The following is a 17603-nucleotide window of genomic DNA, read 5'->3' as shown; positions in this document are numbered from 1 at the left end:
AGGCTGGTCCTTTGGTCCCCGGGTCCAGCCAGGCGTCATAGTATGCCTGGTAGAGAATGAGAGGCTGTTGATCATGTGATGATGGTGCAGCTGGTTATGTCGAGATTGGAATTGTAAGCCCAAAGCCCGGCGAACGAGAAAGGCGCGTGGGCTGGCTGGGGCAAAGCGCGCAGCGAAGGGAGAGGCAATGAGCGCGTTCGCTATTGTTCTCCCTGAGCAGCACTTTCACGCGGCGGGTGCTCGGCCGGCAATCTAGGGAGCATGGCAGTTGCCGGCGCGGTTGATGTCGTCGACAATATCGTGCCATTCTACACCGATGCCTCGATGAAGACACTGAAGTCCATGCCCGAGTTCAAGGCGGTCTTCATGGCCAAGCCAAAGCCCATGCGCGAAATGATCATGCGCGAATGCAATGACGCGGCAATGAGCAAGCCCTACGCCGAGTTCTGCGCCGACGTGAATTCCCTCCGCGGAATGCAGTAGGTCATTCACGGCCGCGCAGTTTGACGACGAGGTGGGCGAATTGCCCTTATCACAATGACTCTCAGCTTCCGCCGGCAACAGCGTAATGCCAGCGGTGACCGATGCCGGCCCAGAGACTCCCCGGGCCGCTCCTCCCCAGCCTCCAGGCGAGCAGGCCGGCATCGGTCAGTAAGGTCCCGTCGGTGTGCAATATATCGTTGACGCCACGAATTGCGGACGTTCGAAACCGGTCATTGGCCATTTCGTGTGACCAAATTCCGCGACTGTTTACTTGCGATCACAAGGCCCCGCAACCTGGAGGTTCCGAAGCGCCATACTGGAGTAGCATTGGCGTGGTCACGCGATTTGAACCCGACAACGGTGCTTGAACCAGACCAGGTTAAACGTCCGTTATCGTTTTGCGCCAGAAGCGGCCAGTCAGCTTCCGGCCAAATGCGGCAGCGCTCATACTACCATGGTCAAATACAGCTCTCATGGAACTAGTTGTCTTCTTGGCCTTTGGTTCGCCAGACCATACGAGAGAATACGAGAGAAACGGCTTGGCGAACCAACCACTGACGTACTGATTTCCTGTAGAAAACGCTGACCCTCCGGGCCCACAAACTTACTACATCAATGGATTACGCTTAATTCTCAAAGTTTGAATTGAGCGTTATTGGCTAAGTCTTTCCGCTAGAGTGAAATGGCTTTGGGCCTGTTCGTCAATTTGTCGGTCTTTCGTTGGCGCCTGTCACAGTAGCTAAGCCTCCCGGTCTCGAAAGAACCTGCAACGATGCGTGCGGTAATCGGCGGCAACCACGTGCAATTAGGCGGGTTCTGAACTCCGTATGGCGAGGACACGTATGAAGACGACTACCTGGGCGCATCCAGATCGTCATCCATAAGAATACGCTCGGCCTCGGATCGCCAAGATCTATGGCCTTCCGCATGCGATGACCGATGCCGGCATTTCCTATGGGTTTCACGGGCTTACCTATAGCCATATCGCTTCGCAGCTTCGGACCCGCTACGGACCCGCAGCTGGCGGCAAGGTGATCGTCGCCCATCTCGGCAGCGGTGCCAGTCTGTGCGCCATGAATGCTGGAATAAGTGTTGGGTTTTCGACATTGGACGGCCTCGTCATGAGCACGCGTTGCGGCGCGCTCAATCCTGGCGTCACCCTCCATTTGCTGAATGACCGGAAGCTGCAGACGGACGATTGGTCACCCTTCTCTACGAGCAATCCGGCCTGCTCGGAGTGTCGGGGATATCCGGTGATATGCGGACGCTAATCGACTCCGATGATCCTCTTGCCGCCGAAGCAGTCGATCTCTTCGTCTATCGTATCGCACGCGAGATCGGGTCGCTGGCCGCTGCGATAGGCGGACTGGACACGCTGGTGTTCAAGGCAGGCATACGCCAAAACGCGCCATATATTCGAGAGAGGGCCGGGGCTGTGGCCGGCTGGCTTGCGGTTAATATCGACCACAAGCTGAATGGGCGAGGCGACGAGGTCATCAGCCTTGCTGGTTCCGACGTCGACGCGCTTGTGATCCCCACCGATGAAGAGAGAGCCGTGGGGGTCCAGCATCTGTGTGCCTCAAGCTTTGTCGCTCGTACCCTGAGCGCCGAACCTGATGCTACTCGCGCGGCGGGTGTCTCGACCTGTCAGGAGTTCGGCGGCAGCAGCATGGTCCGATAGCCGGCCATCAAGGCGATCAAGGTTGCTGCAACCAGCGGCAACCAGAACTTGGTCGGTCCGGCAAATACTGCCAGCGATGCGCGGCGATGCCGTCAGCACCGTCAGGAACCAGACCTCCCACGGGTTGAAACCGCCCATGGGTCAATCGTCCGGTTTGGCAACAAGGGCCAAGATGATCGCTGCCGCAGCCGTGCGGCAAGACATTTGCGGCGGTGTTCCTCCGGCAACGACTTGTTTCAGCTAGTTGTGGAGGTGCGACAATTGAAATCCGGGCTGGCGTTCGACGCCGGATAACAGCGATTCCGCCGATCGGAACATGTCCTCGAATTCCAACTCGTTTTCAAACACCACGCCGCCGACGCTGATGGTCAGCGTGTCCGCGGTTCCTTTTGGCGCGAAATAGGCTTGGGCCACGCGCGCCCGGATACGGTCGCCGATCTCCCTGGCGTCGTCTTCTGTCGCACCGGGCAGAAAGACCCCGAACATGGAGGTTCCGATCCGGCCCACCAGATCTTCCTTGCGTACCGATGACTGGATGGTCGAGGCTATGAGCCGCAAGGCTTCGTCACCCCAGCCAAGGCCGAAGCGCAGATTGATGGACCTGATGTGTTCGGGATGAATGACCAGGAAGGCGCCAGATCTTGGACCAGACGATTCCGGCCTGGTTGCTCTCCTTTCAACCATCGACGTGAAGACTGTCCGGTTGAGGCAGCCTGTCAGGCTGTCAAAGGTCGCCGACTTGTTGAGTTCTCTTCGATAACGGACGAGCTCGGTCCGCTGCAGTCCAATGAACAGGAAAAGTGGGCCACCGACGATGACCGGCAACAGGATCGCAGTGACCATGCTGCGGCCGAAGGGCGTCAAGGCTTCCGAGAACAGAAGCAGATAATTTAGGCCAACCGAGAGGAGCAGAATTCCCGCCGATCCCAGGGCAGTCAGCCATGCGATATCTTTCCATTGCCGGGGCGAGCTATTCGCCATTGGTGTCATCATTAGCCAATCTCCCGCCTGATCGGCTGTCATAAGGCCAAGGTGCTGCACTTTCAGTTTCGAGGAAACATACAATTTTAGTAATGGCGCAATCACCTACCATCGGCCCGAAATCAGCCCTTCAAAAGCAAGGCTACGGCGGCAAAAGCAACGACACCGAATTATCGGCTATTGCGGCGGACCGAATATCCCCATCTGCGCGTCTCTGGCCACTGCCTCCGCCTTGCCGTAGATGCCACTCGCCAGGGCCGTCGCCCAGCCATTGGATACAAGCCAGGCGCCGACATCCTGCTTGCCCAAGCTGCACGGTGCCGCAATGGCAAAACGATCGATTTCCGGCGGCACGACGCATTTCAGCGCCCGGCCGCGCAGCCAGGAATTGAACGTCGCGCGCGCACGCTGGCCGCAAGGCCAGGCGATGCCACGAAAGGAACAGGTCTCATCCAGGTCAATGCCTTGGATCCCGCTGATGGCTACCTTGCGCCCCATCGATTCGAAGGTTGCCGACGAGGTGGCAACCGGTTGGTACAGCAGGACCTCTTTCCAATCCTTTGGCATTCGCATCCCTGCAGGCGAAGCCAGACCAAGGTCGCTGAGCGGCGGGCGCGGCTCGACCCGTTCGATTTGCGCCGGATCAAGCTGTGGCGGCGCGATAAGGTCCTGAGCAATCTTGCGTGCCCGTCCTCGCCATGGCGTATTGGCGACGGTCGCAATTGGTCGCAGTGGCTGGCTATCGTCGATGGATTGACGCGACGCTGGTATCGGCCGATCGATGGGAAGCAGATCGGCGGCCCGCATGATCAACAAGACCCCGGCCAGGAGGAGCAGGCTTCCGAGCAATATCAAGCGATTGTGCCTCAGCCAGCCCATCAACTCAAGCAAGGTTCCTTGCCCCTCAATACCCCGATGTCGATTTGGCGACCAGCTTGAGTGCACCCTTTTGAACCTGATAGAAGGGCATGGATCGCTCACTGGAGCCATCCGCCCGAAACCGGAACAGGCCGGTCGATCCGCGAAATCCGCTCCGATTCTCGAGCACCTGCTTGCTGAAGCCGTCAGGCCCGGCCGAACTTGCAATTCCTGCTGTCAGGGCGACCATATCATAGGCGTAGGCGACATTGGCGTCGGCTGGATAATTGTAGGTCGTCTTGAAGCGGTCGGCGATCGGGCCGGTTTCGGTTGGGTCGAGCGTGGCGATGTAGGAGCCTTCAAACAGCGGCTCCATCGGATGTTCCAGCCAGCGGTTGGTTCCAACGACGGCAATTGCTTTTCCAGGAATGCCTTTCGTTTTGAGCGCCGCAAGGATCTGCGCCGGATTGTCGTCGCCGCTGGCGATGATGATGGCATCGGGAGCCTCGACCAGCGAGCCCATATCATTGACCACTTTGGTGCCGCCATCGCCGGCCGGATACGGAATGGTGACGGCGAGCGTCGCGCCATAGATGCTGAGGCTGTTGGCGACCCGCTTTTCAACCGCGCCGGCATTCGCTCCTGCCGCAACGAGCAACACGAACTTCTTGCTGCCTTTGGCCGCCAGGCCGGCTGCGCCCGCGGCCGCGCTGTCGGCCTCGTTGAGGCGCACCGCATAGACGCCCGGGCCGCCGGCGAAATTGTCGGCCAGCGCCAGCACCGGCGGTCGCTTCGATCCCGAGAGCTTGGCTATGTGCTGCGCGGCCGCGAGTTCGACCGGGCCGATGACGATCTTGGTTCCAGTGGTGATCGCCTTCACAGCCAATTCGCTGGCGTGCGCGCTGTCGCCCTTGGTGTCCTCGACCGTGACCGTGAGCAGGACATTTCCAAGGTCGGCCATCGCCAGCTTGGTCGCATCGAGCATCTTCCGGCCGTTTTCGCCGGCGACTCCCGGGGCCGACAAAGGCAGCAGCATCGTGACCTTCGTCGACCCGGTGCCGAGCGATCGCGTGGCTTGGGCCGGGCTGGCAGCGGTGCCGGCGGCCGGCGCTCCGGGTGCGGCGATCGCCGCCTGGTCGAGCGCGTCCGAGACGCTGCCTTTCGACTGGCAGCCCGACACTATGCCCGCTAACGCAAAGACGATCGCCCACGTCCACGAACCGTGTCGCTGCCGGCCAGAATCCATGATGCCTCCCTCATATCCCGCCGGGTATTTGTCCCGGTCTCATCCGTTCATCTTACGGCAGACTTGCCTCGCCGTCTTTGCAATTGCTGGATTATGGCTCAGCCGTCGAAAAGTTTTGCCCGGAGCGCCTTGATCATTCTGGCTTGCCCGGCGCTTCGATAGTCCGTGCATTTCATGTATCGCGGGCCCGGCACGAACAGTCGGCGCACACAAATCCGCCTCGCCGGGGCAGGGGCACCATCGTCTCCTGCTGTCGGGAATGCGGAGAATCCGAACGTCGCCACCGGTAGCGGGCCGGCCACCGCAAAACCTTCTCTCGCCAGGATTGCGCGCGCATGCCGGCAGTAGCGGACCGAAAGTTCGGAGAACCGGGTTTCACCGTGCCCGGCGCGATATTTCATGACGGTCGTGCAAAGATCGCCTTCGGCAAGGCTGTTTGCCTGCGCCAGATATCTGACGCCGAGCGCGATGTTGGTCGCAGGGACCGCGAGTTCGTCGAGCGAACCGCGAAAGCCAAGCATTCGCGCCGTCGCCGGCATCACTTGCATCAACCCGACTTCACCATCGGCGCCGTGCACATCGGGATCGAATCCGCTTTCGATCTCCATCACCGCGTGCGCCAGCACCGGCTCCAGGCCGTAGAGCGATGCCTGGCACGTCGCGAACGCATTGAATGTCTCGCGCGTCCATTCCGGAGCGAAATCGCAGCGAACCGGCCGCGTCAAGCCGGACGGAGCTTGCTGCTCGAGGGCAGGTCGTTCCAGCCAGTTGGCACGGGCTTCAGGGGCAAAAACGGCCAGTGCGATCGCTCCGGCAATCGCTCTCGACAATCTTCCACGGGCGATCATCGTCAGCCTGTCGGCGCGACTTGATCCCTTTCGGTCAGTTCATGTACTCGACCATGCGGTCGTGGAAGCACTCGCACTTGTTGAGCGTGTCCTCGTCCTTGTAGTTCGTCTTGAGGTAGCCATAGGCCATGCCGCAGGCGACCTTGGCTTCCGACGCCCAGACGAAGGCGGGGCGGGACGAATTGATCCATTCCGAGCTGTTGGCGACGGCCACCGACTCGTCCATCAGCTTGACCACCTGGACCTTGAGATCGACGATGTTGTCGTTCAACACCAGGTTCGATGTGCCGACGGTCCGGCAATGGTCGGCCACCGGCCCGTCGATGATGTCGGCGGCCTGAAGTCCTGTCGCGCACATCGACAGCAGCCCGGCCCCGAAAGCCACTCGCAAAATTCTGTTCATGCTCCTCACCCCGTCCCTTTCGCCCTTGTCATTTGTTCTGCCGCATTTATGCGAACGCCAAATGTTCCCATTTGGCTGCAAAATGCTAGGCCACGTCCGTCTTGGTGCCGTGGCTGTCATCGTAGAGTATTTTAACCGCATCGGCAGCGCTGTGGAATGTGTAGTTCTCCAGCACGGCGACCGTATGATAGTTGTCGCCGCCGCCGTCGGTATCGACCTTGACCTCGGCATTGGCCGCATTGGCCGAGGACTGCGCGATCTCCACGAAACCGCCGCCTACGAGATCGGTGACGCCGGCAAGGCCCTTGAGCAAGGAGGAAAGATCGATCTTGTCGCCATCGTGGAAGTCGGCGATCAGGTCGGCGACCTCGAGCGAGCCGATGGCAAAGGTCTTGCTGCCGTCGGAGGCGATGGGCGGCTGCGCCGGGGCGGCGAGCGAAGTGTCGAGCTCGACCTCGACGTAGTTGCCGGTCGTCCCGTCGGCCATCTGGAAGGTTCCGTTGCCGGTCACGGTCTGCCCATCGATTTCGCCGACAGCGGAGGTCGTTGTCGTGCTGATCGAAGTAATATCGTTATGGGCGAGGTTCGACAACTCCCCGGCGTCGCTTATGCCGTTGGCGTTGGCGTCTTTCCAGATCAGCAGGCTGTCGAATGCCGCGTCGCCGTGGTCGATGACGCCGTCATGGTTGCTGTCGAGCGAGGCAAGTGCCGCCGCGCCGCTGGCGAAGTGGCCGCCGCCGAAGCTCGGCGTGAACAGTTCAGTGCCGTCGTCGACTCTGCCGTCATGGTTGAGGTCGATGGCCAGCACGCCGTCGTTCGACGTGTTCCAGGCAACCTGGTCCTTCACTCCGTCGCCGTTGATGTCGAACTGGACACCGTGGCTGAGGTCGGAGAAGGCGAAGCCGTCATGGTTGAGGTCGAGGATGATGGGGTCGGTTGCGCTGTTGTAGACGACGAAATCCGTGCTGGTAAGCGTAGTCAGCTGCGTGATCGTGGTGATGTTGTCGAAGGTTGCGACCTGTGTGCGGCCAGTAGCGTCGCTCCAATTCGTATCGAACCAGAGTTCGCCGTGCCCGGTGGTCGAGTTGAAGACAAGCACGTAGGTGTTGGCTGCCACGGCGGCTGTTGCTGCCGCTATTTGCGCCGACGTCTGTGCCGCGTCGATTCTAACGATATGCGCCGAGTCGCCAGCCGTGAGACTGGAGATCGAGGCCCGGATTGCGAAGTCGCTGACATTGAGCGCGTTGCCCGCAGAGGTTCCGGTCGTATTGACGAAATTGACGCTTCCGGTTCCGGTCGAGCCGGTATCCAGCAAGCCGATCTTGTCGGTGCCGACAACGAAGTCCTTGATGGTGTCCATTCCGGTGTTCGTCGCCATCCGGAACTGATCAACACCGGTGCCGCCAGTCAGAGTGTCGTTGCCGACGCCGCCGATGAGGATGTCATTTCCATCGCCCCCGAAAAGAAGATCATTGCCTGCACCACCATTCAATTTGTCATTACCGGCTCCCCCCGAAACTTGATCGTCTGTGCTGCCGGTGGCGATTGTGTCGTTGCCATCGGTGCCAGCCATAACATTGACAGTGAAGCCATCGGTGGCCGTATCGCCGTCGCCGTCTTTGCCGGTCAGTTGGAACTGCAGCACATTGTCGGCTGGGTCCACAGTCGTGGTATATTCTAGGGAAATGCCAGTAATTTTGAAGTTGACGTTGTTCGTTGTGGCTTTGAATTCCACGTAGTCGACAGTCAGGCTGCTGTCGATATCAAAACTGACCGTACCGCTTCCGTCGTAATTTACCGGCGTAGTGACCGACGTCCCATTCGTGTAAAAGACTTGAATTTGAAAGTCGTCGCCAGCAGCCAAGCTTCCGGTTGAGGCAACGCCAATCGAAAGAGAGCTCAATGTCGAGTTTTGGAAACCAGCTTGCTGCTGGACGTCCAGTCGCAGAGTTTCGTCGAAACCCTCCTGGATACTATTGCCGTTAATACCGAGTTCGGTCGATGAAATCGTCAACGTGGCAGGGTCTGGGTCCGATCCTGCATCGTTGCCGTCCTCTTTCGTAGCAGTCAGTACCAGGGAAAATGCACCGCCGAAGTTAGATGCCGCGAATGTGTAGCTCGACAGATTGGACCCGCCAGAGATGCCACTGAACAGCGATCCGCTCGAAACTGTGAGCGAAGGTGCAGCAGTAATCAGGTGGAAGTCATAGGTGCCATCGTCCTTTATCGTGATTTCGAAAAAGGTCTTCGTGGTTCCACCGTCATCATAGGTCGCTTCGTAGGTGGCGGTGGTACCGGATTTCAGTTGGAAAGTGAAATCGTCTCCCTTATTGGTCCAAGCAAGAGCGCCAGATCCAAACGAGCCAGCAAAAGTAGAATCGTCAGCACCGACTGCAAAGTCGTAATGTCCGGAGGTGATTGCACCAGCAATCCTATTGACGGCTATATCATCGACGCTCAAAGACGGGCCGTCATCGGCGAAGCGGACATTGCCGCCAAGGTCGATGGTCGAGCTGTTGGTTGCCGTGTCGCCGTCGCCATCGGTGGTCAGGGCGGTCGCCGTCAGGTTGACCAGGCCATTGCCCAGGGTCGCAAGCTGGGTGTCATAGTTCGAGCCCGCACCCGGAAGCGCATGGTCGATCTCGCCATACTGGGTCAGCGTCACCGTGCCGGTGCCGTCGACCGCCAGCGAGAACACCGTGTTACCGGCGGTCACCCCGCCCTGCGTCGCCGAGGTCGAACCGGTGACCACGCCGCCGATGTTGTACAGGAAGATGCTCGCGCCGTTGCTGTCGAGGCCCGAATCCGTTCCCGCCGCGCCGACAAGGTTCAGCCCATAGCTCACGGTGGTCGTGCCCGGACCGTCGGCCCCATAGGCCGGGGTCGTTGTGAACAGCGAGGCAAAGCTCGTGCTTGCCGTGTCGAAGGCGGCTCCGATCGTGTCGGCGTCCTGCGTCGTCAGCAGGGCTCCGGCATCACTCGCCGCGACAATCGTCACCGAGGGGCCGTCATCGGCGAAGCGGACATTGCCGCCAAGGTCGATGGTCGAGCTGTTGGTTGCCGTGTCGCCGTCGCCATCGGTGGTCAGGGCGGTCGCCGTCAGGTTGACCAGGCCATTGCCCAGGGTCGCAAGCTGGGTGTCATAGTTCGAGCCCGCACCCGGAAGCGCATGGTCGATCTCGCCATACTGGGTCAGCGTCACCGTGCCGGTGCCGTCGACCGCCAGCGAGAACACCGTGTTACCGGCGGTCACCCCGCCCTGCGTCGCCGAGGTCGAACCGGTGACCACGCCGCCGATGTTGTACAGGAAGATGCTCGCGCCGTTGCTGTCGAGGCCCGAATCCGTTCCCGCCGCGCCGACAAGGTTCAGCCCATAGCTCACGGTGGTCGTGCCCGGACCGTCGGCCCCATAGGCCGGGGTCGTTGTGAACAGCGAGGCAAAGCTCGTGCTTGCCGTGTCGAAGGCGGCTCCGATCGTGTCGGCGTCCTGCGTCGTCAGCAGGGCTCCGGCATCACTCGCCGCGACAATCGTCACCGAGGGGCCGTCATCGGCGAAGCGGACATTGCCGCCAAGGTCGATGGTCGAGCTGTTGGTTGCCGTGTCGCCGTCGCCATCGGTGGTCAGGGCGGTCGCCGTCAGGTTGACCAGGCCATTGCCCAGGGTCGCAAGCTGGGTGTCATAGTTCGAGCCCGCACCCGGAAGCGCATGGTCGATCTCGCCATACTGGGTCAGCGTCACCGTGCCGGTGCCGTCGACCGCCAGCGAGAACACCGTGTTACCGGCGGTCACCCCGCCCTGCGTCGCCGAGGTCGAACCGGTGACCACGCCGCCGATGTTGTACAGGAAGATGCTCGCGCCGTTGCTGTCGAGGCCCGAATCCGTTCCCGCCGCGCCGACAAGGTTCAGCCCATAGCTCACGGTGGTCGTGCCCGGACCGTCGGCCCCATAGGCCGGGGTCGTTGTGAACAGCGAGGCAAAGCTCGTGCTTGCCGTGTCGAAGGCGGCTCCGATCGTGTCGGCGTCCTGCGTCGTCAGCAGGGCTCCGGCATCACTCGCCGCGACAATCGTCACCGAGGGGCCGTCATCGGCGAAGCGGACATTGCCGCCAAGGTCGATGGTCGAGCTGTTGGTTGCCGTGTCGCCGTCGCCATCGGTGGTCAGGGCGGTCGCCGTCAGGTTGACCAGGCCATTGCCCAGGGTCGCAAGCTGGGTGTCATAGTTCGAGCCCGCACCCGGAAGCGCATGGTCGATCTCGCCATACTGGGTCAGCGTCACCGTGCCGGTGCCGTCGACCGCCAGCGAGAACACCGTGTTACCGGCGGTCACCCCGCCCTGCGTCGCCGAGGTCGAACCGGTGACCACGCCGCCGATGTTGTACAGGAAGATGCTCGCGCCGTTGCTGTCGAGGCCCGAATCCGTTCCCGCCGCGCCGACAAGGTTCAGCCCATAGCTCACGGTGGTCGTGCCCGGACCGTCGGCCCCATAGGCCGGGGTCGTTGTGAACAGCGAGGCAAAGCTCGTGCTTGCCGTGTCGAAGGCGGCTCCGATCGTGTCGGCGTCCTGCGTCGTCAGCAGGGCTCCGGCATCACTCGCCGCGACAATCGTCACCGAGGGGCCGTCATCGGCGAAGCGGACATTGCCGCCAAGGTCGATGGTCGAGCTGTTGGTTGCCGTGTCGCCGTCGCCATCGGTGGTCAGGGCGGTCGCCGTCAGGTTGACCAGGCCATTGCCCAGGGTCGCAAGCTGGGTGTCATAGTTCGAGCCCGCACCCGGAAGCGCATGGTCGATCTCGCCATACTGGGTCAGCGTCACCGTGCCGGTGCCGTCGACCGCCAGCGAGAACACCGTGTTACCGGCGGTCACCCCGCCCTGCGTCGCCGAGGTCGAACCGGTGACCACGCCGCCGATGTTGTACAGGAAGATGCTCGCGCCGTTGCTGTCGAGGCCCGAATCCGTTCCCGCCGCGCCGACAAGGTTCAGCCCATAGCTCACGGTGGTCGTGCCCGGACCGTCGGCCCCATAGGCCGGGGTCGTTGTGAACAGCGAGGCAAAGCTCGTGCTTGCCGTGTCGAAGGCGGCTCCGATCGTGTCGGCGTCCTGCGTCGTCAGCAGGGCTCCGGCATCACTCGCCGCGACAATCGTCACCGAGGGGCCGTCATCGGCGAAGCGGACATTGCCGCCAAGGTCGATGGTCGAGCTGTTGGTTGCCGTGTCGCCGTCGCCATCGGTGGTCAGGGCGGTCGCCGTCAGGTTGACCAGGCCATTGCCCAGGGTCGCAAGCTGGGTGTCATAGTTCGAGCCCGCACCCGGAAGCGCATGGTCGATCTCGCCATACTGGGTCAGCGTCACCGTGCCGGTGCCGTCGACCGCCAGCGAGAACACCGTGTTACCGGCGGTCACCCCGCCCTGCGTCGCCGAGGTCGAACCGGTGACCACGCCGCCGATGTTGTACAGGAAGATGCTCGCGCCGTTGCTGTCGAGGCCCGAATCCGTTCCCGCCGCGCCGACAAGGTTCAGCCCATAGCTCACGGTGGTCGTGCCCGGACCGTCGGCCCCATAGGCCGGGGTCGTTGTGAACAGCGAGGCAAAGCTCGTGCTTGCCGTGTCGAAGGCGGCTCCGATCGTGTCGGCGTCCTGCGTCGTCAGCAGGGCTCCGGCATCACTCGCCGCGACAATCGTCACCGAGGGGCCGTCATCGGCGAAGCGGACATTGCCGCCAAGGTCGATGGTCGAGCTGTTGGTTGCCGTGTCGCCGTCGCCATCGGTGGTCAGGGCGGTCGCCGTCAGGTTGACCAGGCCATTGCCCAGGGTCGCAAGCTGGGTGTCATAGTTCGAGCCCGCACCCGGAAGCGCATGGTCGATCTCGCCATACTGGGTCAGCGTCACCGTGCCGGTGCCGTCGACCGCCAGCGAGAACACCGTGTTACCGGCGGTCACCCCGCCCTGCGTCGCCGAGGTCGAACCGGTGACCACGCCGCCGATGTTGTACAGGAAGATGCTCGCGCCGTTGCTGTCGAGGCCCGAATCCGTTCCCGCCGCGCCGACAAGGTTCAGCCCATAGCTCACGGTGGTCGTGCCCGGACCGTCGGCCCCATAGGCCGGGGTCGTTGTGAACAGCGAGGCAAAGCTCGTGCTTGCCGTGTCGAAGGCGGCTCCGATCGTGTCGGCGTCCTGCGTCGTCAGCAGGGCTCCGGCATCACTCGCCGCGACAATCGTCACCGAGGGGCCGTCATCGGCGAAGCGGACATTGCCGCCAAGGTCGATGGTCGAGCTGTTGGTTGCCGTGTCGCCGTCGCCATCGGTGGTCAGGGCGGTCGCCGTCAGGTTGACCAGGCCATTGCCCAGGGTCGCAAGCTGGGTGTCATAGTTCGAGCCCGCACCCGGAAGCGCATGGTCGATCTCGCCATACTGGGTCAGCGTCACCGTGCCGGTGCCGTCGACCGCCAGCGAGAACACCGTGTTACCGGCGGTCACCCCGCCCTGCGTCGCCGAGGTCGAACCGGTGACCACGCCGCCGATGTTGTACAGGAAGATGCTCGCGCCGTTGCTGTCGAGGCCCGAATCCGTTCCCGCCGCGCCGACAAGGTTCAGCCCATAGCTCACGGTGGTCGTGCCCGGACCGTCGGCCCCATAGGCCGGGGTCGTTGTGAACAGCGAGGCAAAGCTCGTGCTTGCCGTGTCGAAGGCGGCTCCGATCGTGTCGGCGTCCTGCGTCGTCAGCAGGGCTCCGGCATCACTCGCCGCGACAATCGTCACCGAGGGGCCGTCATCGGCGAAGCGGACATTGCCGCCAAGGTCGATGGTCGAGCTGTTGGTTGCCGTGTCGCCGTCGCCATCGGTGGTCAGGGCGGTCGCCGTCAGGTTGACCAGGCCATTGCCCAGGGTCGCAAGCTGGGTGTCATAGTTCGAGCCCGCACCCGGAAGCGCATGGTCGATCTCGCCATACTGGGTCAGCGTCACCGTGCCGGTGCCGTCGACCGCCAGCGAGAACACCGTGTTACCGGCGGTCACCCCGCCCTGCGTCGCCGAGGTCGAACCGGTGACCACGCCGCCGATGTTGTACAGGAAGATGCTCGCGCCGTTGCTGTCGAGGCCCGAATCCGTTCCCGCCGCGCCGACAAGGTTCAGCCCATAGCTCACGGTGGTCGTGCCCGGACCGTCGGCCCCATAGGCCGGGGTCGTTGTGAACAGCGAGGCAAAGCTCGTGCTTGCCGTGTCGAAGGCGGCTCCGATCGTGTCGGCGTCCTGCGTCGTCAGCAGGGCTCCGGCATCACTCGCCGCGACAATCGTCACCGAGGGGCCGTCATCGGCGAAGCGGACATTGCCGCCAAGGTCGATGGTCGAGCTGTTGGTTGCCGTGTCGCCGTCGCCATCGGTGGTCAGGGCGGTCGCCGTCAGGTTGACCAGGCCATTGCCCAGGGTCGCAAGCTGGGTGTCATAGTTCGAGCCCGCACCCGGAAGCGCATGGTCGATCTCGCCATACTGGGTCAGCGTCACCGTGCCGGTGCCGTCGACCGCCAGCGAGAACACCGTGTTACCGGCGGTCACCCCGCCCTGCGTCGCCGAGGTCGAACCGGTGACCACGCCGCCGATGTTGTACAGGAAGATGCTCGCGCCGTTGCTGTCGAGGCCCGAATCCGTTCCCGCCGCGCCGACAAGGTTCAGCCCATAGCTCACGGTGGTCGTGCCCGGACCGTCGGCCCCATAGGCCGGGGTCGTTGTGAACAGCGAGGCAAAGCTCGTGCTTGCCGTATCGAAGGCGGCTCCGATCGTGTCGGCGTCCTGCGTCGTCAGCAGGGCTCCGGCATCACTCGCCGCGACAATCGTCACCGAGGGGCCGTCATCGGCGAAGCGGACATTGCCGCCAAGGTCGATGGTCGAGCTGTTGGTTGCCGTGTCGCCGTCGCCATCGGTGGTCAGGGCGGTCGCCGTCAGGTTGACCAGGCCATTGCCCAGGGTCGCAAGCTGGGTGTCATAGTTCGAGCCCGCACCCGGAAGCGCATGGTCGATCTCGCCATACTGGGTCAGCGTCACCGTGCCGGTGCCGTCGACCGCCAGCGAGAACACCGTGTTACCGGCGGTCACCCCGCCCTGCGTCGCCGAGGTCGAACCGGTGACCACGCCGCCGATGTTGTACAGGAAGATGCTCGCGCCGTTGCTGTCGAGGCCCGAATCCGTTCCCGCCGCGCCGACAAGGTTCAGCCCATAGCTCACGGTGGTCGTGCCCGGACCGTCGGCCCCATAGGCCGGGGTCGTTGTGAACAGCGAGGCAAAGCTCGTGCTTGCCGTGTCGAAGGCGGCTCCGATCGTGTCGGCGTCCTGCGTCGTCAGCAGGGCTCCGGCATCACTCGCCGCGACAATCGTCACCGAGGGAACATCATCAATGATCTTGATCGACAGCGTGCCGGACGCGGAATCATTGTCCGTGTCGGTCACCGTCACGATCATGTTGTCAAAGATCGAATCGGTACCTGCGGCGAGATGGTGCTCGTTGTCGAGCAGCGTATAGGTGTAGCCCACCTCTCCGGTTGCGGCATTGTAGCTGGTGATGGTGAGCGTGTTACCTTCAGGTGTCGTTATATTTATCGGAGTCGTCGCGCTGTCTGCGAGCGCCGCCCCCGAGATCACCATGCCATTCACTTCCAGCCATAGAATTCCGTCGGGCGAAGAGATCGTGAACGTGCCGGAATTGATCTCTGACTGGTCAGTTTGAGCGATCGGATCCTGTGCCTCGCCGGAGCCCTCGGATCCCGAACTTGCCGGCAGGCCCTTCTCGTCCACGACAGTGTCGCCACCATTTGCCTCAGGTGTCAGATCGCTGATGATCGGCTTCGAATCACCGATCGATATTGTCAGCGTCGTTTGCGATGCGTCGCCGTCGCCATCCGTCAGCGTGTAGGTGAATACGTCATCGTGGCCCCCAGGCGAGCCTGCATCGCGAGCATAGCTGTAGGAGCCATCGGCCGCGATCGTCAGCACGCCGTATTGGCCATTGATCACAGTGCCAGCGCCAACAGCCGTTGCTGCCCCGCCCAGATTGTCGCTGGCGATCAAAGTGACCGTTGCGCCGTCGGCGCCCTTGGTGTCCGCGCCCGCTGCGTTGCCGTCGGACCCGCTGCCATCAATCACATTGCCGTCGATCGTTGCAAACGAACCTGCCGGGACTGCATCGGTATCGGCAATAGCCGTCGGCACGTCGTCGGTAACATTGACCTGAACCGTTGCGGTCGCCTGATCGCCGTCCGTATCGGTGGCGACCACGTTGATGCCGGTCAGGTTGATGAGATTCTGCCCACCCGCGTCCGGATGCGGGAAGTTGTCGAGCAGCGTCACATTGACTGTCGCGGATCCGTCCGTGCCCGCCAGAATCGGCAGCGAGGGCGCGACAAGGTCGATCCGGATGGCATCGATGCCGTTGATAGAACCAATGATCTGGGTCGGGCCGACCAGCGTCCAGACGATGTCGGCGCCGGCAACCCCGTTGACGTCCGCCGTGATCCCGGCAACCGAAGTGAACGCCACCCCGGTGATGTTGTCCGAACCGGCATGGAACGATACCGTTCCGCTGCCATCCTCGACGTTGGTCGCGGCGGCGCTGCCGGTCGCATTGACAGTGCCGAGCCCTTCTTCGTCCACCGCGATGACCGCATTCGTCACCACCGACGGATCGGTCCCATCGTTGATGGTGATGGTCAGCGTCGTCTGCGAGGTGTCGCCGTCGCCGTCCTTCAGCGTGTAGGTGAAGGTATCCGTCACCGGCGATGCGTTGCTGATGCTGGAATTGGCGACGTAGCTGTAAGTCCCGCCCGGGCTCAGCGTCAGCGTGCCGTACTGGCCAACAACATGGAAGTCGCCACCCACTACCGTGGTTGCCCCGGCACCCGTCGCGCCGCTCACCGAAGCGTCGTCGGCACCCTTGGTGTCGGCGCCGGCCGGATTGCCGTCGCCGCCGAGCCCGGCGATCACATTGCCGCTCACCGTGCCGCCTTCGGTCACAGTGTCGGTATCGGCAACCGCCGTCGGCACGTCGTCAACGATGGCGACGGCAAAGGTTGTGCTGGCCGTATCGCCGTCGACATCCGTGACGGTGATGCTGAAATTGTCCGGAACCGTGTCGTTGGGATCAAACCCGTTTGTTGGATTCTGATGGGTAACCGACTCGGTGACAGTGTAATTATATTGGATAGCACCGGTGTTCGGATCGAAGGAAACGATCGTGATGTAGCCGAACTGCCCCGGAATTTGCTGGTTGACGCCGGTAACGGTGACGCCGTTGATGACGATCGACCCAATTCCATCCGGTGCGTCGATGGTGATTGATCCGATACCGGAGGTTTCCTCGCTGCTCGGCGCGTTGCTGCCCGGCGATTGGCCCTGGCTGGCGTCAAGACCGGTTTCGCTGGCCGCCTCGTCCGGGGCCAGCAATGATGTGGCCACCACTGAAACCCCTCTGTCGACGATAGACGGGAAGAGTTCACGCCGATCCAGAAGCCCAAATTGCAGAGCCGTGGGCGGCAACAGTGCCGACAGGTCAAACCCGTCGCCGATGCCACCGGGGGGGACGGAGAAGTCTGCGCCCGCGCTTGGGTTCGCACCTCCGGGGCCAGCCGATATCGAACCATCGGCACCGAAGGCGACATCGACATGGCTCGCCTCAAGAGCGGCCAGCAAGGCCACGCGCGGAACTTCGACATCACCGATGATGAAGGTCGGCACGTTGAGCGCGCCATCCTTGATGAGGATGACTGAACCGTCGGCCTGTTCCAGCAACAGATTGTGGCCGTCGACCTTGATGTTGTTGATGGAGACGTCCGCCGGAAGTTTCACGATGTTGCTGGCGTCGGCCACGTATTCATGCGGCGCGGCTGCCGCCGGCGCTTTCGCCTCCGCGGGTGCTGCCGGCTGAACGGGTGCGCCACTGCCGACATCGACCGGTACCGGCTCGGCAGGCGCCGCCTGAGCGGCCTGCGCTACCTGGATGCCTGCCTGCGATGGCGGGCCGCCATGTTCATGTGAAGAGTGCTCGTCCCAAGAATTCGAGACGGTATCCAAATCGTTACTCGTCGTCATCGCCAAACCCCTCCGGCATTTCCCGGATAGAG

Annotated in this window: 7 protein-coding genes and 1 pseudogene; 2 read left to right on the top strand and 6 right to left on the bottom strand. The window is 62.4% G+C overall.

Annotation, left to right across the window (positions count from 1 at the left end):
- Positions 1–261: 261 nt before the first annotated feature.
- Complete coding sequence (locus tag AC3EML_RS26585) at positions 262–483, top strand: hypothetical protein (protein ID WP_023687762.1); 222 nt, start codon at positions 262–264, stop codon at positions 481–483.
- 932 nt (positions 484–1415) lie between these two features.
- Positions 1416–2164 (top strand): annotated as a pseudogene (locus AC3EML_RS26580) (hypothetical protein).
- 240 nt (positions 2165–2404) lie between these two features.
- On the opposite strand, the gene AC3EML_RS26575 reads toward AC3EML_RS26580, so the two are convergent.
- The 6 genes from AC3EML_RS26575 to AC3EML_RS26550 form a co-directional block, all read right to left on the bottom strand.
- Entirely contained in the window at positions 2405–3157 is a 753-nt protein-coding gene (locus tag AC3EML_RS26575) for a GGDEF domain-containing protein (RefSeq protein ID WP_023687765.1), read from the bottom strand.
- 165 nt (positions 3158–3322) lie between these two features.
- Complete coding sequence (locus tag AC3EML_RS26570) at positions 3323–4036, bottom strand: thermonuclease family protein (RefSeq protein ID WP_352521952.1); 714 nt, start codon at positions 4034–4036, stop codon at positions 3323–3325.
- A 13-nt stretch (positions 4037–4049) separates the two neighbouring features.
- A complete protein-coding gene (locus AC3EML_RS26565; protein ID WP_352521953.1) occupies positions 4050–5249 on the bottom strand; it encodes an ABC transporter substrate-binding protein in 1200 nt (399 codons plus the stop codon).
- A 98-nt stretch (positions 5250–5347) separates the two neighbouring features.
- Positions 5348–6097, bottom strand: a complete 750-nt coding sequence (locus AC3EML_RS26560) for a lytic transglycosylase domain-containing protein (protein WP_352521954.1) — start codon at positions 6095–6097, stop codon at positions 5348–5350.
- 34 nt (positions 6098–6131) lie between these two features.
- Positions 6132–6455 carry a hypothetical protein gene (locus AC3EML_RS26555; protein ID WP_198029281.1) on the bottom strand — a complete coding sequence of 108 codons (324 nt, stop codon included), beginning with the start codon at positions 6453–6455 and terminating at the stop codon, positions 6132–6134.
- 130 nt (positions 6456–6585) lie between these two features.
- On the bottom strand, positions 6586–17571 hold the full coding sequence (locus AC3EML_RS26550) for a beta strand repeat-containing protein (protein WP_488505350.1): 10986 nt from the start codon (positions 17569–17571) through the stop codon (positions 6586–6588).
- Positions 17572–17603 lie beyond the last annotated feature (32 nt).

The sequence above is a fragment of the Mesorhizobium sp. P170090 genome, from assembly GCF_057786115.1.
Note: the sequence above shows the minus strand (reverse complement) of the source record. Positions and strands in the feature narration are given on the sequence as shown.